This window comes from Aminobacter sp. P4_H6_2 (assembly GCF_056400805.1).
On record NZ_JBFUKO010000009.1, the window covers coordinates 17,438 to 35,114 of the forward strand.

19 protein-coding genes are annotated in these 17,677 nt (G+C 63.0%); 4 read left to right on the forward strand and 15 right to left on the reverse strand.

The features are described 5' to 3' along the window. Positions 1 to 7 precede the first annotated feature (7 nt). The 8 genes from tsaE to AC1DUU_RS01745 form a co-directional block, all read right to left on the reverse strand. Positions 8 to 1,519 (reverse strand): tRNA (adenosine(37)-N6)-threonylcarbamoyltransferase complex ATPase subunit type 1 TsaE, encoded by a 1,512-nt coding sequence (tsaE, locus tag AC1DUU_RS01710; RefSeq protein ID WP_476781679.1) that lies wholly within the window; start codon positions 1,517 to 1,519, stop codon positions 8 to 10. A gap of 8 nt (positions 1,520 to 1,527) precedes the next feature. Beyond that, positions 1,528 to 4,077, reverse strand: a complete 2,550-nt coding sequence (locus AC1DUU_RS01715; protein WP_476781680.1) for an ATP-binding protein — start codon at positions 4,075 to 4,077, stop codon at positions 1,528 to 1,530. 196 nt (positions 4,078 to 4,273) lie between these two features. Further along, a complete protein-coding gene (ahcY, locus tag AC1DUU_RS01720) occupies positions 4,274 to 5,674 on the reverse strand; it encodes an adenosylhomocysteinase (protein ID WP_476781681.1) in 1,401 nt (466 codons plus the stop codon). A 210-nt stretch (positions 5,675 to 5,884) separates the two neighbouring features. Beyond that, complete coding sequence (locus AC1DUU_RS01725) at positions 5,885 to 6,187, reverse strand: HPr family phosphocarrier protein (RefSeq protein WP_476781682.1); 303 nt, start codon at positions 6,185 to 6,187, stop codon at positions 5,885 to 5,887. Continuing rightward, positions 6,184 to 6,585 (reverse strand): PTS sugar transporter subunit IIA, encoded by a 402-nt coding sequence (locus AC1DUU_RS01730; RefSeq protein WP_432285855.1) that lies wholly within the window; start codon positions 6,583 to 6,585, stop codon positions 6,184 to 6,186. The genes AC1DUU_RS01725 and AC1DUU_RS01730 overlap by 4 nt, the downstream gene beginning before the upstream one ends. A 163-nt stretch (positions 6,586 to 6,748) precedes the next feature. Next, positions 6,749 to 7,192 carry an HPr kinase/phosphorylase gene (locus AC1DUU_RS01735; RefSeq protein ID WP_476781683.1) on the reverse strand — a complete coding sequence of 148 codons (444 nt, stop codon included), beginning with the start codon at positions 7,190 to 7,192 and terminating at the stop codon, positions 6,749 to 6,751. A gap of 3 nt (positions 7,193 to 7,195) precedes the next feature. Then, positions 7,196 to 8,971: a stimulus-sensing domain-containing protein gene (locus AC1DUU_RS01740; protein WP_476781696.1), complete on the reverse strand. Its 1,776-nt coding sequence runs from the start codon at positions 8,969 to 8,971 to the stop codon at positions 7,196 to 7,198. A gap of 28 nt (positions 8,972 to 8,999) precedes the next feature. Then, positions 9,000 to 9,701 (reverse strand): response regulator transcription factor, encoded by a 702-nt coding sequence (locus AC1DUU_RS01745; RefSeq protein ID WP_476781684.1) that lies wholly within the window; start codon positions 9,699 to 9,701, stop codon positions 9,000 to 9,002. Positions 9,702 to 10,060: 359 nt separating this feature from the next. Between AC1DUU_RS01745 and AC1DUU_RS01750 the strand changes: the two genes are divergently transcribed. The 4 genes from AC1DUU_RS01750 (at position 10,061) to AC1DUU_RS01765 (ending at position 13,505) form a co-directional block, all read left to right on the forward strand. Beyond that, a complete protein-coding gene (locus AC1DUU_RS01750; protein ID WP_476781685.1) occupies positions 10,061 to 11,671 on the forward strand; it encodes a phosphoenolpyruvate carboxykinase in 1,611 nt (536 codons plus the stop codon). An 87-nt stretch (positions 11,672 to 11,758) separates the two neighbouring features. Next, positions 11,759 to 12,196 (forward strand): alternative ribosome rescue aminoacyl-tRNA hydrolase ArfB, encoded by a 438-nt coding sequence (gene arfB, locus AC1DUU_RS01755; RefSeq protein WP_476781686.1) that lies wholly within the window; start codon positions 11,759 to 11,761, stop codon positions 12,194 to 12,196. Between the two features lie 80 nt (positions 12,197 to 12,276). Continuing rightward, positions 12,277 to 12,792, forward strand: a complete 516-nt coding sequence (gene lysM / locus AC1DUU_RS01760) for a peptidoglycan-binding protein LysM (RefSeq protein ID WP_476781687.1) — start codon at positions 12,277 to 12,279, stop codon at positions 12,790 to 12,792. A gap of 95 nt (positions 12,793 to 12,887) precedes the next feature. Further along, entirely contained in the window at positions 12,888 to 13,505 is a 618-nt protein-coding gene (locus AC1DUU_RS01765; RefSeq protein WP_476781697.1) for an alpha-ketoglutarate-dependent dioxygenase AlkB family protein, read from the forward strand. Between the two features lie 3 nt (positions 13,506 to 13,508). On the opposite strand, the gene coaA is transcribed toward AC1DUU_RS01765, so the two are convergent. The 7 genes from coaA to AC1DUU_RS01800 form a co-directional block, all read right to left on the reverse strand. Further along, positions 13,509 to 14,471, reverse strand: coding sequence for a type I pantothenate kinase (gene coaA / locus AC1DUU_RS01770; RefSeq protein ID WP_476781688.1), 963 nt, complete (start codon positions 14,469 to 14,471; stop codon positions 13,509 to 13,511). A gap of 30 nt (positions 14,472 to 14,501) precedes the next feature. Next, positions 14,502 to 14,828, reverse strand: a complete 327-nt coding sequence (locus tag AC1DUU_RS01775; RefSeq protein WP_476781698.1) for a phosphoribosyl-ATP diphosphatase — start codon at positions 14,826 to 14,828, stop codon at positions 14,502 to 14,504. 15 nt (positions 14,829 to 14,843) lie between these two features. Beyond that, the gene (hisF, locus tag AC1DUU_RS01780; protein ID WP_476781689.1) at positions 14,844 to 15,629 is read right to left on the reverse strand and encodes an imidazole glycerol phosphate synthase subunit HisF; all 786 of its coding nucleotides are present in this window, start codon (positions 15,627 to 15,629) and stop codon (positions 14,844 to 14,846) included. Beyond that, positions 15,626 to 16,390 (reverse strand): 1-(5-phosphoribosyl)-5-[(5-phosphoribosylamino)methylideneamino]imidazole-4-carboxamide isomerase, encoded by a 765-nt coding sequence (hisA, locus tag AC1DUU_RS01785; RefSeq protein ID WP_476781690.1) that lies wholly within the window; start codon positions 16,388 to 16,390, stop codon positions 15,626 to 15,628. Before hisA ends, hisF begins: the two co-directional genes overlap by 4 nt. Positions 16,391 to 16,392: 2 nt before the next feature. Beyond that, complete coding sequence (locus AC1DUU_RS01790; protein ID WP_476781691.1) at positions 16,393 to 16,686, reverse strand: DUF1330 domain-containing protein; 294 nt, start codon at positions 16,684 to 16,686, stop codon at positions 16,393 to 16,395. After that, positions 16,683 to 17,333, reverse strand: a complete 651-nt coding sequence (gene hisH / locus AC1DUU_RS01795; protein WP_476781692.1) for an imidazole glycerol phosphate synthase subunit HisH — start codon at positions 17,331 to 17,333, stop codon at positions 16,683 to 16,685. Before hisH ends, AC1DUU_RS01790 begins: the two co-directional genes overlap by 4 nt. Before the next feature lies 1 nt (position 17,334). Further along, positions 17,335 to 17,677, reverse strand: a 343-nt coding sequence (locus AC1DUU_RS01800; RefSeq protein WP_476781693.1) for a DUF2628 domain-containing protein, incomplete at its 5' end; no start/stop codon positions are given.

Sequence of the window (17,677 nt, forward strand, 5' to 3'; positions counted from 1 at the left end):
GCACTGCTCACGTATCGAACTCCTCGAGCAGGCGATTTTCGCGATAGAAATCACTGAGTTCGGCGAGTGCCGGATGGGCGAGCGCGCGGCTGAGATAATCGCGGATGCGCGGCAGGTGCTTCAGATATTGCGGCTTGCCGTCGCGCCGGTCGAGGCGGACGAAGATACCGAGGATTTTGGAATTCCGCTGTGCTGCCATGATGGCGTAGGCCTCGCGAAACGCGCCCTCATCAAACGTACCGGCGGCATGACGCGCGGCAACATAGGCGTCGACGGTGCTGTGTTCGATTTCCGGTGAAACCGTCATGCGCGCGTCCATGGCTAGCGAAGCGACGTCATAGGCGACGGGTCCGATCAGCGCGTCCTGGAAATCGATGATGCCGAGCCGGTCACGGCCCGCGCGATCATCGCGCCAGATGATGTTGGGCGAATGATAGTCGCGCAGGACGAGGCCGTATTGCTTGTCCGACAGTCGGTCGAAGACAGCGTTCCAGGCGGCATGGTAGCCGTCGCGCAGCGCTTCGGAGGCCGGCGCGCCTGTGACTGCTGGCACATACCAGTCGACCAGCAGGTCGACCTCGATCATCAATGCGTCACGATCGAAAGGCGGCACATCATGGAAGACGCCAGCGGCAGCCTCCATGCGATCAGGCCAATGTTTCCCGTGAATCATTGCCAGCAATTCGGCAGCGGCGGCGTAGCGTTCGGCAACGGGCTCGCCGTCTGGGCCAAGGAAAGCGCCAGTGCCGAGGTGTTCGAGCAGCAAAAAGCCCTGGTCCAGATCCTGGGCGACGATGCCGGGCACCGAAACACCGCCAGCAGCGAGCGCGCGGTCGATGGCGACGAAGGCCGCCACCGATTGCGCGGTATGGGCGATCTCGGCGTAAGGCTTGCCATCGCGCACCGGCGGGCCAAGCACCAGCCGCGGCGCGTTCATTAGAACCAGCGGTTCGCTGTCGTCGCGCGTCACCGTCTCATAAGCGCGGGCCGAAGCGTCGCCCATGAAGCGGGCGCGGCGGGCTTCGCCCCAGCCGGAGGCCACGAGAAACGCGCGCATGGCWAGCGAACGGGCAACACGGTCGAAGGCGGAACCGCTACCTGATATCGTCACCCGACGGCCATCGCCCTCATGGTCGAGCGCGATGCGCAGGCTTGTCGCAGGCATGGCGTCCGCCGCGCGCTCGGGCCATTCGACCAGCGCCACGCCCGAACTTATCGCTTCATCGAAGCCAAGCTCTTCCAGCTCGTCAGCCGAAGACAGGCGATAGAGATCGAAATGATGCACCGGCAGCGGCGTGTCGTAGCTTTGCACCAGGGTGAAGGTCGGGCTCGGCACTTCGTGCATCGGATCGCTGGCCAGCGCGCGGATCAGGCCACGCGCCAAGGTCGTCTTGCCCGCACCCAGATCGCCGTCGAGCAGAAGCACGTCACCAGCCTTGAGCGCCAGTGCCAGATCCTCGCCAAGCCGCGTGGTCGCGACATCGTCGGGGAGGAAAAGCTCCAGCGATCTGGCCGTCATCAAAGGGTCTACTCCGCCGCAACCCGGACGCCAGCGGGCACGTCTGGGAACAGGCAGATGACAGTGGTGCCGAGATCCTTGCCGCTGTCGATGCGGACCGAGCCGCCATGCAGTTCAACGAAGCTCTTGACGATCGACAGGCCAAGGCCCGCGCCGCGCTTGCGGCCACCGTTGACGCGGGATTCAAAGCGCTGGAACATCGTGTCAAGCACCTCCGGCGGCATGCCCGGACCGTCGTCGTGGACGGAGAATTCGACACCTTCGGCAAGCTGGCGGCAAGTCAGCGTGATGGTGCTTGCGGCAGGCGCATAGTTCACGGCGTTGCTGAGCAGATTGTACAGGATCTGGCGGACACGCGTCTCGTCGCCATTGAAGCTCTTGGGCGCGCTTCTGGTCTCGATGGCAAGCTTGATCGAATGCTCTTCCAGCCGGTCGGCGACGAGGTCGGCTGCGGCCTCGATGGAGCGATCGACATGCACCTCGGCGATCTCGAGCTGCATGATGCCGGCATCGACGGTGGCGAGGTCGAGGATGTCGTTGACGATGGTCAAAAGCACGCCCGACGACGAGCCGATATGCTCGACATATTCGCGCTGGCGCTGCGACAGCGGCCCGGTGCCGGGCAGCGACAGAAGCTCGGTGAAGCCGATGATATTGGTCAGCGGCGAACGCAGCTCGTAGGAAACGTGCTGAACGAACTCGTTCTTGATCTGGTCGGCGCGTTGCAGCGCCTCGTTCTTGTCCTTCAGTGCGCGCTCGACATTGACGCTGTCGGTGACGTCGACAAAGGTCAGCATCACCTGGCCGTTGGGCAGGTGGATGACCGCGTGCTGAAGCACCGAACCGTTCCTGAGCTCGGTCTGGCCGTGGCGGTCGCTACGCTCGTCGAAACCGGTGACCGCGGCAACGAAATCGCCCCATGGGCTCTGCTCGGCTCGCGTGTCGCATTCGGCGCGGATCGCCGAGATGTGCGTGCTCTGCCGCAGCGCCTCCGCTGAGACACCCCACAGCTGGCCGAACGCCGGATTGAACAGGCGGATGCGGCCGTCGGGGCCGAACACGACGACGCCTTCGGCGAGATTGTCGAGGGTTTCGCCCTGCACACGCACGGCGGTGGTGTAGCGGCTTTCGAGATCGATCTTCTCGGTCAGGTTCTCGAACACCCAGGTGACGCCGCCCTTGGGCTGGGGGTTGGCGACGACGCGGATGGTGCGGCCGTCGGGCAGGTGCCACAGATGCTCCTGCGGCTCGACGGCGCGATAGGCGGAAAGCAGGTTTTCCTTCCAGCGCCGCCATTCCGGCTGCTCTGGCAGCTTGCGTTCGCTGCGCAGGCGATCGAGCAGCAGCGCATTGTCGGGCGCACTTGAGATGTAGCCGGCGTCGAGGTCCCAGAGCTTCTGGAAGGCGTTGTTGTAGAAACGTAGCTTCTGGTTGGCGTCGAAGGTGGCAACCGCAGTCGCGACCTGATCGAGCGTGTCAGAGTGGCTGCGCACGACCTGGATGTATTCCTCGCGGATGGCTTCGGCAGCGCTCATGTCGGCGGCGATGCCGGCCGAGCCTTCCTTGCCGACCACATCGGTCACGGCAAACATCTTGCGGTCGCCGTCGATGACGGTCGACAGCGTCTGCTGGAACACGGGCCGCGACAGGTGCTGCTGAGCAATGGCCTCGCGCGACTGGGTGCCCAGGAACTCCTTGCCATCGCGGATGGCGGCGGCGGAATCCACCGCCTCGACGGCCTTGGCGAAAGCCTTGTTGACCCATTTCAGGCGCCCATCGGCATCGCGCATCCAAAACGGCATGTCGATGGCGTCAATCAGGGCGACCAGCGTTTCGAATTCGGCGCCGAGGCGCTGGTTCTCAAGCTTCAGCCGTGCCTGTCCGCGCTGCGCCTCGGAGATCGAGATGAAGCGGACAATGACATGGGCGCCGCTCTTGCGGCCCTGGACTTCAAGGGCCGCCCCGGCATGGGTCTCGGCGATCAGCTCGAAAGCGGTGCCCTTGTCGCGCAAGGCAGCAATAGCGTTTTCGAGCGCTGCGGCCGAACGCGGCATCAGCCAGCGGCCAAAGCCGAGGAAGGCTGCGCGCTCATCCGGCGCTCCGGTTTCGATCGGTAACGAACCGACGAGCTCGGGCTTCTTGTTTTCGCTGGCCCAGACAATGACGCGCTGGTCGCGTAGATTGAGCAGGGCTTCGGAGCGCTGGAGCGAAGCGTTGAGGTCGGCGACACGCCCGCGCAGCTCGGCATTTTCTGCGCCCATACGCGCTTTTTCGCGGATCAGGGCGACAGCCGAGATCAGGGCGGCGCCCATGACGCCGACAAACGTTGCGATCTGGATGACATCGGCAGTGCCGACAGGCAGACCGGCGACTGCGGCCTGCTGGGCATGGGCAAATCCGAAAGGCGTGCAAAGGGCGGTGGCGCCGAGCAGAGCGACAGCAACGCGGCTGCCGAGCCGGCGCACGGTCTGCCATCTGGCGCTCGAAGGGGCCATACGCGAATCCTGGTGGCCGCCGGAAACGGCCTGTCCCGCTAGAAGCGGGTATTCCCCCGGCATGTCTTGTTCCTCTCCGCCGCCTGAATGCAAGACCGCCCTGAAGCGCCCCAAAATTCCCGCCGAGAACGGGCGCGTGGCGAATCACGCCACAATAGCCGCTAGGCGAATCGTCGTGAAGAAGGCGTTTGCGCAAAAAGAGAAGCCGGGCGAAAGTCAATCGCCCGGCTTCAACATGTTGTAGGTTTATACGCTATGGTTAATAGCGGTAGTGTTCCGGCTTGAACGGGCCCTTGGGCGTGACGCCGATATAAGATGCCTGCTCGTCGCTCAGCGTGGTCAGCTTGGCGCCGAGCTTGTCGAGATGCAGGCGCGCGACCTTCTCGTCGAGGTGCTTGGGCAGGACATAGACTTCGTTCTTGTACTGGCCGGGCTTGGTCCAGAGCTCGATCTGGGCCAGCGTCTGGTTGGTGAAGGACGCCGACATGACGAAGCTCGGATGGCCGGTCGCGTTGCCGAGGTTGAGCAAACGGCCTTCCGAAAGCAGGATCATGCGCTTGCCACCTGGGAAGGTGATCATGTCGACCTGCGGCTTGACGTTGGTCCACTTCAGGTTGCGCAGTGCCGCGACCTGGATCTCGTTGTCGAAGTGGCCGATGTTGCCGACGATGACCATGTCCTTCATCAGGCGCATATGGTCGAGCGTGATGACGTCCTTGTTGCCGGTCGTGGTGATGACAATGTCGGCGGTCGGAGCAGCATCCTCAAGGGTGACGACTTCAAAGCCGTCCATCGCTGCCTGAAGCGCGCAGATCGGATCGACCTCGGTGACCTTGACGCGAGCGCCAGCGCCCTGGAGCGAGGCTGCCGAACCCTTGCCGACGTCGCCATAACCGCAGACGACGGCGACCTTGCCGGCCATCATCACGTCGGTGCCGCGGCGGATGCCGTCGACCAGCGATTCCTTGCAGCCATACTTGTTGTCGAACTTCGACTTGGTGACGGAGTCGTTGACGTTGATTGCCGGGAAAGGCAGCAGGCCCTTCTTCTGCAACTGGTAGAGACGGTTGACGCCGGTCGTGGTCTCTTCGGTGACGCCACGGATGGCGGCCTTGTGCTTGGCAAAGAAGCCCGGCGTTGCCGCCATGCGCTTCTTGATCTGAGCAAACAGGATCTCTTCTTCTTCGCTGCCCGGGTTGGACAGCACGTCCTCGCCTGCTTCGGCGCGGGCGCCGATCAGGATGTACATGGTGGCGTCGCCGCCATCGTCGAGGATCATGTTGGTGGCGCCGCCGTCGGTCCACTGGAAGATCTGGTCGGTGTACTGCCAGTATTCCTCAAGCGTCTCGCCCTTGACGGCGAAGACCGGGATGCCGGCTTCGGCGATCGCGGCGGCTGCGTGATCCTGCGTCGAGAAGATGTTGCACGAAGCCCAGCGGATGTCGGCGCCGAGTTCCTTCAGCGTCTCGATCAGCACCGCCGTCTGAATGGTCATGTGCAGCGAGCCGGAGATGCGCGCGCCCTTGAGCGGCTTGTTCTCGCCGAACTCCTCGCGGGTGGCCATCAGGCCCGGCATTTCAGTTTCAGCGATCTCGATTTCCTTGCGACCCCAGCCGGCGAGCGAAATGTCGGCGACCAGATAATCCTTGCTACCCGTCATGGCTTGCTCCGATTCCTGTTGACTGCGCGCCGGCGCGGGAGGCCTTGAGAGGGCGCGCGAAAGAGCGGCCTGACTACCAGATCAGGCAGCCATCGTAAATGGGACATAAAGAAATCTTTATTCGTGCATGTCGCTCAGCGCACCGTTCTTCCATTTGCGCATGAGCCTTTCCGAAAAGTGAGACCACTTTTCGGGGTCATGCGCAGGCGATCAGCATTCCTCGCCGAAGCGGGCGGCAACCAGTGTCGCCAGCGCTTCCATCGCCTCATTGGCTTCTGGACCGCTCGCGGTGACGCGAATGGTGCAGCCGGGGCTGGCGGCCAGCATCATCAGGCCCATGATGGAGGTGCCGCCGACGGAAATTCCGTCCTTTTCGACACTGACCGACGCCTGGAATTCGCCGGCGATCTGCACAAATTTGGCCGAAGCGCGAGCATGCAGGCCGCGCTGGTTGACGATGGCGAGGTCGCGGACGACGTGGCCGTCTTCGGCCGAGAAGGGCATGCCGCTCATTTGCCGCTCAACACCTGGCTTGCCACATTGATGTATTTCCGCCCTGCTGCCTGCGCCTCATCGAGGGCGCCCGACATGTTGTCGGCCTTGCGTACGCTGGTCAGCTTGATCAGCATCGGCAGGTTCATGCCGGCGATGACCTCGACGCGCCCCGCTTCCATCACCGAAATGGCGAGGTTGGAGGGTGTGCCGCCGAACATGTCGGTCAGAACGACCACGCCAGTACCGGTGTCGGCACGCGCAACGGCATTGATGATGTCGCTGCGACGCTGCGCCATGTCATCATCGGCCCCGATCGAAACGGTCTCGAAATTCTCCTGCGGTCCGACGACGTGTTCCACCGCGTGGCGGAACTCCTCAGCCAGTTGACCGTGCGTTACAAGCACGAGTCCGATCATTCTGTCATGGCTCCCGTCATGGCACTTTCACAACCGCGCAGTATTTTTGCCGCCTTCGCGGGGGGCGGGAGCGCTATCTTGTCGACGGCGAGGGCGTTTACAAGCCCCAATTTTCAGCACGACATGGCATTTTGACGCAATGCAGCAAAAATAATGGGCAGGCTCAGGCGAAGAGTCCATTGCCGAGCAGGGCCAGTATGGCAGGCACAGCCGCACCGATTTCCCGCTCCGCGAGCATCAGCCTGGAAACGCTGCAACCCAAGAGAAGCTCACTGTCTGTCTCGGGCAACCGTTGCATTTCATTTGCCGGCACAAGCCTGACAAGCAGGTCGACGGCTGCCGCAACCTCATGTTCGACAGGGACGGGGCCGAGCCCGCGAACTTCCACAAGGCCGGCAATCGTTGACGGCGCGTGGCACACAAGCCTGCCTTGGTGTGCTGAAAGAAAGACCTGATCGTCGGATACCAGCCGGGCGAAACGGCCGGAGGCGCGGGTCTTTTCGACCAGCGCCAAAGCCAGCGCGCTCTTGCCGGAGCCTGACGGTCCGGCCACCAGCACGCCGCGATCGCCGAGCACAACCGCCGTGGCATGCATGTTGGTGGGCACGGATCAGCTTTCCGCGGGGAAGGCGACGACGAAGCGGGCGCCCTTGATCTCGCCCGGCTTGGTGCCGGTGATGTTTTCGGCCGTCAGCGTGCCGCCATGGGCTTCCACGATCTGGCGGCTGATCGACAAGCCCAGGCCCGAATTCTGGCCAAAAGCTTCGCCGGCGGGCCGGTCGGTATAGAAGCGCTCGAAGATGCGATCTATGTTTTCCGCGCGGATGCCGGGGCCATTGTCCTCGACCGTGACGACGTTGAACTTGCCGACCCGCGCCAGCGAAATGGCGATATGGCCATGGTCATCGGGCACGAAGGAGCGGGCATTTTCGATCAAGTTGGTGATGACCTGACCGATACGCAGATCGTGGCCGGCGATATTGTAGTTCTTCACCCCAGGCGGCAACTTGGCGACATTGAACGCGATCTCGACCGGCTTCTTGTGGCGGCTGGTCTCGCGCGACACCGAAACCAGGTCACTGATGAACTTCTTGAGGTCGACCTTGCCGGCATCCTCACGCGCCAGTTCGGCGTCGAGGCGGGATGCGTCGGAGATGTCGGTGATCAGGCGGTCGAGGCGACGGACGTCGTGCTGGATGATCTCCATCAGACGCTCGCGTGAGCTTTCATTCTTGGCCAGCGGCAGCGTCTCGACCGCGCTGCGCAGCGAGGTCAGCGGGTTCTTGAGCTCATGCGAAACGTCGGCGGCGAAACTCTCGATCGCCTCGATGCGAGCATAAAGCGCGTTGGTCATGTCGCGTATGGCGACCGACAGATTGCCGATCTCGTCCTGGCGGTCGGAGAAATCAGGGATCTCCTCGCGGCTCTTACCGCCACGGCGAACCCGATTGGCTGCGGCGGAAAGACGGCGAAGGGGCGTCGCGATTGTCGATGCCAGCAGCATCGAAAGAATGGCAGTGACCAGGGCCGCAACGCCAAAGACGCGCAGGATGGCCTTCTGCTCGGCGGCAACGATCTTGTCGATGTCGCCACCTTCGGTCGACAGCATCAGCACGCCAAGCACGGCGCGGAAACGCTGGATCGGAACGGCGACGGAGACGATCTGCTCGCCCTGTTCGCTGACCCTGACGATCGTCGCCGGTCCACCGGTCAACGCCTGCACGACTTCGGGGAAGGCCGCGCCGTTGCCGCCGGGCTGCTCCTTGTAGACCGGCAGCGCGTTGTCGCGGAAAAAGCCGAAGACGAATTTCTGCACCCGCTCGAAGACGGTCGGCTGCTCTTCTTCGACCGGCGGCAGGTCGTAGCGAAGGATTTGGCCATGAGAATAAAGACGGCGCGAATCGAGCAGCAGATTGGCATCGCGATCATAGATGCGCGCGCGGGTGCGGGTCGGTGAGATCAGTCGGCGAAGCAGCGGCGCGACGCGTTCGGGATTGATCGGAAAGTCGAGGCTGTCGAGTTGGTCGGAGCCGGGGCCGAGCGTTTCGCCGGCCTGCAGTTCGAGCAACTTTTCGGGGTCGATGCTGATCGAATCCGTTTCAACGGTCGCCGAGGCGGCAATGGAACCGGCGATGATCTCGCCCTGCGTCATCAGGCTCTCGACACGGGCGCCGATCAGGCCGTCGCGGAACGTGTTGAGATAGAGGATGCCGGCGACCAGAACCGCCAACCCAGCCAGGTTGAGAAACAGGATGCGGCGGGTAAGGCTCGAAAAGAAGTAGTGGCCGAGAAGGCGGCCGAGCCGGATCCTGGCCCGGTCGAGAAACAGCAGGCGTCCGCGCGGTCGTTTTGCAACGGCCGCCGGTTTGCTGATCTCTGCTTCCATCGCCATGTGATCTCAGCCCCCGCCGATATCACGCTTCGCGGAATCTGTAGCCGACACCGTAGAGCGTTTCGATCATCTCGAAGTCGTCATCGACGGCCTTGAACTTCTTGCGCAGGCGCTTGATGTGGCTGTCGATGGTGCGGTCATCGACATAGACCTGCTCATCATAAGCCGAATCCATCAAAGCGTCGCGGCTTTTGACGACGCCAGGACGCTGCGCCAGCGAGTGCAGGATCAGGAATTCGGTAACGGTGAGCACGACCGGCTCGCCCTTCCAGGTGCAGGTGTGGCGTTCCTGGTCCATCACCAGCTGGCCGCGCTCAAGCGAGCGCGCCTGCTGGGTCGGCGCCTTGACGCCTGCTTCGCGGGCACTGGCCCGGCGCAGGACGGCGCGCACACGTTCGACCAGCAAGCGCTGCGAGAACGGCTTGCGGATGAAATCGTCCGCGCCCATCTTGAGGCCGAACAGCTCGTCGATCTCATCGTCCTTGGAGGTCAGGAAGATCACCGGAAGGTCGGTCTTCTGGCGCAGCCGGCGCAACAGCTCCATGCCGTCCATGCGCGGCATCTTGATGTCGAGGATGGCGAGGTTCGGCGGACGCGCGGCCAAGCCTTCAAGTGCCGAAGCACCGTCGGTGTAGGTCTCGACCCGGTAGCCCTCGGACTCGAGCGCGATCGAAACCGATGTCAAAATGTTGCGGTCGTCGTCGACAAGCGCGATCGTTGCCATTTCCTGCGGCTCCCTCATGAGCGGGTGTCCCTTCCTGCTTCGAGCAGGGCTTTTGCAGGACAAATTAGGTACAAAATGTGGCATACCCTCCGATCGCCAGGAGCGCAACCGCCACGACCGGTGCCCACTCTATATGGGGTGCCTGTGCGGAACCTCGAACAAAAAACCTGCCCGCTTCCTGGGCAGCGCTCGGCCCTTCCCCGACTTTTAAACGATTTAGATAGATTTCAAAATTTTTAAATCGATTAAAGATTTGAAATCGCTCGGTTTTTCTGTTTCTGGCTGACTTCAGTCCCTCGGGACAGCGGCGTCCGGCCCGCAGACCGGACATTGGCGTCAAATCGAACGAGGGTTCCCGGATGTCGGAAATCGGTAAGCGCAATCCCAATTGCGGGATTGAAACGGCAGGGCTCAAAACCTCGGGTACCGTCCGTTACAACTTTGGCCCGGCACTGCTTGCCGAAGAGGCGATCCGCCGCGGGGAGGCAAAGCTGACGGCGCATGGCGCGCTTGTCGCCGACACCGGCCAGTACACCGGCCGCTCGCCCAAGGACAAGTTTGTAGTGCGCGACGAAAACACCGAGGCTCAGGTCTGGTGGGACAACAACAACGCGATGACCCGGGCCCAATTCGACGCCCTGCATGCCGATTTCCTGGCGCATGCGGCCGACAGGGACCTGTTCGTGCAGGACCTGATCGGCGGCGCCGACCGCTCGCTGTGCCTGCCGACGCGCGTGGTCACCGAATATGCCTGGCATTCGATGTTCATCCGCAACCTGCTCATTCGCCCCAACGAGGGGGAACTGGCGGGCTTCGTGCCCAAGATGACGATCATCGACCTGCCGTCCTTTCGCGCCGACAAGGCGCGCCATGGTGGGCGCAGCGAGACGCTGATCGCCGTCGACCTGACGCGCATGATCGTTTTGATCGGCGGCACCGAGTATGCCGGCGAAATGAAGAAGTCGGTGTTCACAGCACTCAACTACATCCTGCCGGCAGGCGGCGTGATGCCGATGCACTGCTCGGCCAATGAAGGCCCCGATGGCGACGCCGCCATCTTCTTTGGCCTGTCGGGCACCGGCAAGACGACGCTCTCGGCCGATCCCAAGCGCACGCTGATCGGCGACGACGAGCATGGCTGGGGCCCGGACGGCATCTTCAACTTCGAAGGCGGCTGCTACGCCAAGACCATCCGCCTGTCGGCCGAAGCCGAGCCGGAAATCTTCGCAACGACCCGGCGCTTCGGCACGGTGCTCGAAAACGTCGTCCTCGACGAAAACCGCGTGCCGGACTTCAATGACGGCTCGCGCACCGAAAACACCCGTTGCGCCTATCCGCTGGACTTCATCCCGAACGCCAGCGCCACCGGCCTCGCCAGCCACCCCAAGAACATCATCATGCTGACGGCCGATGCCTTCGGCGTGATGCCGCCCATCGCCAAGCTGACCCCGGCACAGGCGATGTATCACTTCCTGTCGGGCTACACCGCCAAGGTGGCCGGCACCGAGCGCGGCGTCACCGAGCCGGAAGCAACGTTCTCGACCTGCTTCGGCGCACCCTTCATGCCGAGGCACCCTAGCGAATACGGCAATCTGCTGCGCCAGCTGATCGCCGACCACGGCGTCGACTGCTGGCTGGTCAACACCGGCTGGACCGGCGGCGCCTATGGCGTGGGCTCGCGCATGCCGATCAAGGCGACGCGCGCGCTTTTGTCGGCGGCTCTCGACGGTTCGCTCAATTCGGTCGAGTTCCGCACCGACGCCAATTTCGGCTTCGCGGTTCCGGTCTCGGTTCCCGGCGTCGACAGCAAGATCCTCGACCCGCGTTCGACCTGGGCTGATGCTGCCGCCTATGACCGCCAGGCCAAGAAGCTGGTGTCGATGTTCATCGACAATTTCGGCAAGTTCGAAAGCCATGTCGACGCCGCCGTGCGCGGTGCCGCACCACGCACCCGGGAAGCCGCCGAGTAATCCGAGCGACTTCCGAAACGTAACGATCAAGGCCCGGCCAAAAGCCGGGCCTTTTCTTTTCGGCAGCTACACGGCATGACTTGGCGCATGAGCGCCGACGACAAGATTTTCATAGCCAATGACGTGGTCATCCACCCCGATGACCTCGAGGAAAACTTCATCCGCTCGTCGGGGCCGGGCGGCCAGAACGTCAACAAGGTGGCGACCGCCGTTCAGCTGCGCTTCGATGCCGCGAACGCACCGGGGCTGCCCGAACGGGTGCGCGAACGCACGATCAAGCTTGCCGGCCAGCGCGCCACCAAGGAAGGCGTCATCGTCATCGAGGCCGGACGCTATCGGACCCAGGAGCAGAACCGGGCCGACGCCAGGGCAAGGCTGACGGCACTCGTCGCCAAAGCCGCCGAGCCCCCACCGCCGCCACGCAAGAAGACCCGGCCGACAAAAGGCTCGGTCGAACGGCGCCTCAAGTCCAAGTCCGGGCGTTCTACAGTCAAGAAGCTGCGCGGGCGGGTCGACGGCGATTAAACGCCAAGCACTGATCGTGCTTCCAATTTGGTTTTGCAGGTGCCAAGCTCCAGCAACTGCCACAGCAAGGGAGATCACGAATGGGCATGTTCGATTTCGTCAAGAATGTCGGCAAGAAGCTTGGTTTCGGCGATGATGAGGCTCCGAGCGCCGACACGCTGAAAAAGGAACTCGATTCGCACAAGCTCGGCACTGACAACGTCCAGGTCGTGGTCAAGGGCGACACCGCAGTGCTGACTGGGGTGGTCAAAGACCAGTCGATCTTCGAAAAGGCGGTCATTGCCGTCGGCAACACGCTGGGCGTCTCAAAGGTGCAGGCCGACGAGCTTAAGGTGGTGGCGCCGGATTCCAGTCTCAAACTCGACGGCAAGGTCGACATGACCGAGTTGGTGAAGGCGGCGACGCCCGCCAAGGCCCCGGTGTTTTATACGGTCAAGAAGGGCGACAACCTGTCGAAGATCGCCGAAGCCCAATACGGCAAGGGCAAGGCGTCGAAATACACCGTCATCTTCGAGGCCAACAAGCCGATGCTGACGCACCCCGACAAGATCTATCCCGGTCAGGTGCTGCGCATCCCCGAAATCGCGACGGCCTGATACAAACTTTCATCATGCGCAACGGCGGCTTTCGGGTCGCCGTTTTGCTTTTGCGATGGCATTCTGGGCGGCCAGATCAGGCGAGGTAGGTGACCGTGCTCGTATTGCCCAAAGGCGTCCGCCATATGCCCGGCTTTCTCTCGCGGGAAGTGCAGAATGGCTTGGTCGAAAGCATACGCGAGGTGGTGAAGGCGGCACCGCTCTACACGCCGGCCATGCCGAAAACCGGCAAGGAAATGAGCGTGCGGATGACCAATTGCGGCTCGCTCGGCTGGGTCACCGACAAGGAGCGTGGCTATCGCTACCAGCCGACCCATCCGGTGACCGGCGAGCCATGGCCGCCGATCCCCGAGGCGCTTCTGGCGCTATGGCGCGAGGTTGCGGGTTATCCGCATCCGCCTGAAGCTTGTCTCGTCAATTTCTACACCGATACGGCCAAGATGGGCCTACATCAGGACCGCGACGAGCGCGAGTTTGCGGCGCCTGTCGTATCGGTGTCGCTGGGCGATGCCTGCCTGTTTCGCGTTGGGGGCACCAAACGCGACGACCGCACGGTTTCGTTCAGGCTGGAGAGCGGCGATGTCGTCGTGCTGGGCGGAGAGGGGCGGCTCGCCTTCCATGGCGTCGACCGCATCTATCCGATGACGTCGGCGCTCTTGAAGAACGGCGGGCGGATCAACCTGACACTGCGGCGGGTAACGCCTGCCGGTTAAAAGTCACAGCTTGYGGATCGCCACTTCCTCGACGAGGTGCCCCGCACCCTTTTTCAGGATGAGATCGGCACGTGGGCGCGTGGGAAGAATGTTCTCGCGCAGGTTCTTGAGGTTGATGTTGGCCCACAGCCCCTCGGCGATGGCGCGGGCGGCATCTTCCGACAGCTGCGAATAACGATGGAAGAACGATTGGGGATTGCGGAAGGCGGTTTCGCGCAGCCGCATGAAGCGGTCGATGTACCACTCGTGGATCAACTGCTCGTCGGCATCGATATAGATCGAGAAGTCAAAAAAGTCGGAGACGAACGGCACGAAGTTGCCATCCTTGGGCAGCTCGCGCGGCTGCAGTACGTTGATGCCCTCGAAGATCAGGATGTCGGGGCGATCGACGGTGACGAACTCGCCGGGCATGACGTCATAGGTCAGATGCGAATAGACAGGCGCCCGCACATTTGGCTGGCCCGACTTGATGCCTGACAAGAAGCGCAGCAGGGCGCCGACATCGTAGCTGTCGGGAAAGCCCTTGCGCTCCATCAGGTTGTCGCGCCGCAAAACATCGTTTGGGTAGAGGAAGCCGTCGGTGGTGACCAGGTCGACCTTCGGGCTCGACGGCCAGCGCGTGAGCAGCTCCTGAAGGATACGCGCTGTGGTCGACTTGCCGACAGCAACCGATCCAGCCATGCCGATGATGAAGGGCGTCTTGGTGCCCTTCTTTTCGGAGTTGAAGAAGCGCTGGCGCTGGCGGAACAGTTGCTGGCTGGTCTCGACATGGGCCGAAAGCAGACGCGACAGCGACAGATAGATGCGCCTGACTTCCTCAAGATCGATCGGCTCGTACATCGAGCTCAACCGGCTGACCTCGTCCTTGGTCAGGGTCATCGACATGTCGGCGCCGAAGCCGGCCCAGTGCTCGGCCTTGAAGAACCAGTAAGGCGAATACTTCTCCGACGGCGCGAGCTGATCCATCGAACCTCCCCTGCGGGACCTGACCAGCGGTCAGCTCTCGTTCTTCCGCGAAACCTTTTCGGCAATTCCGGATTGCGAGGTGCGCCGCTCCAGTTCGGCCATCACGTCCGCCATCGGAATGCCGGCAACGGCCAGCACGACGAGCCAATGATAAAGGAGATCGGCACTTTCCGAAACGAGGGCGCTATCGTCGCCCTTGACCGCGGCGATGACGGTTTCGACCGCCTCTTCGCCGAGCTTCTTGGCCGCGCGTTCCATCCCGCTTTGATAGAGCTTGGCCGTCCATGAATTGGCGTCGCCCGAACGCGCCCGCTCGGAGACGATCTTTTCAAGGTCGGATAGGGAGAATGCACTCATCATTGCCTCGGTAGCTCAGCCAATGGGATCGAGCCGCATCGGCAGACCCGCTTTTGCCATGTGGGCCTTGGCCTCGGCAATGGTGTAGGTGCCAAAATGGAAGATCGAGGCGGCAAGCACGGCCGTCGCGTGGCCCTCGCGGATGCCATCGACCATGTGGTCGAGATTGCCGACGCCGCCCGAGGCGATGACCGGCGCGCGCACCGCATCCGCCACGGCGCGGGTAAGCGCAATATCGTAGCCGATCTTGGTGCCGTCGCGGTCCATCGAGGTGAGCAGGATTTCGCCGGCCCCAAGGTCGACGACCTTGCGGGCGAATTCGACGGCGTCGATGCCGGTGCGCTCGCGCCCGCCATGGGTGAATATCTCCCAGCGGTCAGTCTCGTTTGCCACCGAAACCCTCTTGGCGTCGATGGCAACGACGATGCACTGGTTGCCGAACTTGTCGGCGGCCTCGGCGACGAAGGAGGGGTTCTTCACCGCCGCCGTGTTGATCGACACCTTGTCGGCGCCGGCCAGAAGCAGCTTGCGGATGTCGGAAACCTGGCGCACGCCGCCACCGACGGTCAACGGCATGAAGCACTGCTCGGCGGTACGGGAAATGACGTCGAAGATGGTCTCGCGATTGTCTGACGAGGCGGTGATGTCGAGGAAGCAGAGCTCGTCGGCACCGGCAGCGTCATAGGCCTTGGCGGCCTCGACGGGGTCGCCGGCGTCGATCAGATCGACGAACTGGACACCCTTCACGACGCGGCCATCTTTCACGTCGAGGCAGGGGATTACGCGGGCTTTGAGGGTCATTTCCGTTCCTCGAACAGTCCGGGCTCTGGCTTGAGCGTGCCGCGCAGGATGGCAAGCGCTTCGGTCGGATCGATGCGGCCGTCGTAGAGAGCACGGCCGGAAATGGCACCTTCGAGCTTCTTGGCGTCCGGCATGGTCATGCGCACGATATCGGCGATTGAGGCGAGGCCGCCCGAGGCGATGACCGGGATCGACACGGCCCCGGCGAGATCGATGGTCGAATCCCAGTTGATACCGGCCAGCACGCCATCGCGGTCGATGTCGGTGTAGATGATCGCGGCGACACCGGCACCCTCGAATTTTTTGGCAAGCTCGACGACACCGAGGCTCGAGGCTTCGGCCCAGCCTTCGACGGCGACCTTGCCGCCCTTGGCGTCGATGCCGACAGCGACCTTGCCGGGAAACTTCCTGCAGGCTTCCTTGACCAGCTCAGGATCGCGCACGGCGACCGTGCCCAAGATGACGCGGGCGAGGCCCTTGGAAAGCCAGCTTTCGATATGGTCGAGCGATCGAATGCCGCCGCCGAGCTGGACCGGGTTCTTGGTCGCTTTCAAGATCGCCTCGACCGCCGAACCATTGACGCTTTCGCCGGCGAAGGCGCCGTTCAAGTCAACCACATGCAGCCACTCAAAACCCTGGTCCTCGAAGGCTTTAGCCTGGGCGCTCGGGTCGTCGTTGTAGACGGTCGCCTGGTCCATGTCGCCGAGCTTGAGGCGCACGCACTGGCCGTCCTTGAGGTCGATGGCGGGGAATAGGATCATGCTCATACGCCTTCTACGATGACAAACTTGCCGACGGAAGCAGCGTGCCGCAGCTTCACCACCTCCTGGTAGTCGGGAGAGTGGTAGCAGGCTATCGCCTGTTCGTAGGATTCGAATTCGACCAGGACATGGCGGTTGCCGGTCGGGCCTTCGGGCTGGTCGTACTGGCCGCCGCGCACCAGAAGCTTGGCGCCGTATGGGGCGATCGCCGCTAGGTTGGCCGCGATGTAGGCCGGATAGGCCTCGGGATCGGTGATCTCCACCATCGCCATCCAGTAGCCCTTCTTCGCAGTCATGGCTTCCACCTCAAGAAATTGGCGATGAGGGCAAGGCCAAGCGCCTGGCTCTTTTCAGGATGGAACTGCGTGCCGACAAGGTTGTCGCGCTCCACAGCGGCGGTGACCCTGCCACCATAGTCGGCGGTCGCCAGCACCTGTTTCTCGTCGGTGGCGTCGAGATGGTAGGAATGCACGAAATAGGCGTGCAGGCCGGTCGGTCCGGTGGCGATGCCATCGAACAGCGGATGGGCATGTTTCACGTGAATCGTGTTCCAGCCGATCTGCGGAATCTTGAGCGACGGGTCGGACGGGGTGATCTCCTTGACGTCGCCCTTGATCCAGCCAAAGCCTTGCGTGACGGTCTTTTCGAGCCCGCGCTCCGACATCAGCTGCATGCCGACGCAGATGCCGAGGAAGGGGCGCGCATTGTGGATCGCGACCTCCTCGACCGCCTCCCACATGCCGTCCACGGCGCGCAACCCACGCGCGCAGTCAGCATAGGCGCCAACGCCGGGCAAAACGATGCGGTCGGCGGTGCGCACGCGTTTGGCGTCCGCGGTCAGGTCGATCTCGGCCGATATGCCGGCCTCGCGAGCGGCGCGCTCGAAGGCCTTGGTCGCCGAGCGCAGATTGCCCGAACCGTAGTCGATGATGGCAACGCGCATGTCAGTGTCTTCCGGGATAATGCAGCAGGCCGAGCGCTCCGCCAGCAGGTTGTGGCCGGGGCGTGGCAGGGGAGATGGTGACAGCAGCCGGCGCAGGCTCGTCGCCAGATTCACCGGCGAAGAGGTAGCGCGTCTCGGCATCCTCGATGCTGTCGGCCTMGATCACGCCCCACTGGTGCCAGCCGGCACGGCGAAGGGCGGCGATACGCAAGGCGGCACCTTCGAGCCCGACATAAAGCGAAATCAGCAGCGGCAGCAGCGGCGCGGCAAAGGTCAGACCGGCAGCCTCGCTTGCGACGGCGAGCGCCATCGTGGCGGCAAGCGTCACCGCCGCTTCGAGCCAC

Excerpts from the sequence above, each read along its gene's own strand:
- AC1DUU_RS01790 (WP_476781691.1), bottom strand. The coding sequence starts at position 16,686 with ATGACTGCGAAGAAGGGCTACTGGATGGCGATGGTGGAGATCACCGAT.
- AC1DUU_RS01745 (WP_476781684.1), bottom strand. The coding sequence starts at position 9,701 with ATGGCAACGATCGCGCTTGTCGACGACGACCGCAACATTTTGACATCG.
- AC1DUU_RS01750 (WP_476781685.1), top strand. The coding sequence starts at position 10,061 with ATGTCGGAAATCGGTAAGCGCAATCCCAATTGCGGGATTGAAACGGCA.
- lysM (WP_476781687.1), top strand. The coding sequence starts at position 12,277 with ATGGGCATGTTCGATTTCGTCAAGAATGTCGGCAAGAAGCTTGGTTTC.
- arfB (WP_476781686.1), top strand. The coding sequence starts at position 11,759 with ATGAGCGCCGACGACAAGATTTTCATAGCCAATGACGTGGTCATCCAC.
- AC1DUU_RS01730 (WP_432285855.1), bottom strand. The coding sequence starts at position 6,585 with ATGATCGGACTCGTGCTTGTAACGCACGGTCAACTGGCTGAGGAGTTC.
- hisH (WP_476781692.1), bottom strand. The coding sequence starts at position 17,333 with ATGCGCGTTGCCATCATCGACTACGGTTCGGGCAATCTGCGCTCGGCG.
- ahcY (WP_476781681.1), bottom strand. The coding sequence starts at position 5,674 with ATGACGGGTAGCAAGGATTATCTGGTCGCCGACATTTCGCTCGCCGGC.
- AC1DUU_RS01740 (WP_476781696.1), bottom strand. The coding sequence starts at position 8,971 with ATGGAAGCAGAGATCAGCAAACCGGCGGCCGTTGCAAAACGACCGCGC.
- AC1DUU_RS01725 (WP_476781682.1), bottom strand. The coding sequence starts at position 6,187 with ATGAGCGGCATGCCCTTCTCGGCCGAAGACGGCCACGTCGTCCGCGAC.
- hisF (WP_476781689.1), bottom strand. The coding sequence starts at position 15,629 with ATGACCCTCAAAGCCCGCGTAATCCCCTGCCTCGACGTGAAAGATGGC.
- hisA (WP_476781690.1), bottom strand. The coding sequence starts at position 16,390 with ATGATCCTATTCCCCGCCATCGACCTCAAGGACGGCCAGTGCGTGCGC.
- AC1DUU_RS01775 (WP_476781698.1), bottom strand. The coding sequence starts at position 14,828 with ATGAGTGCATTCTCCCTATCCGACCTTGAAAAGATCGTCTCCGAGCGG.
- AC1DUU_RS01715 (WP_476781680.1), bottom strand. The coding sequence starts at position 4,077 with ATGCCGGGGGAATACCCGCTTCTAGCGGGACAGGCCGTTTCCGGCGGC.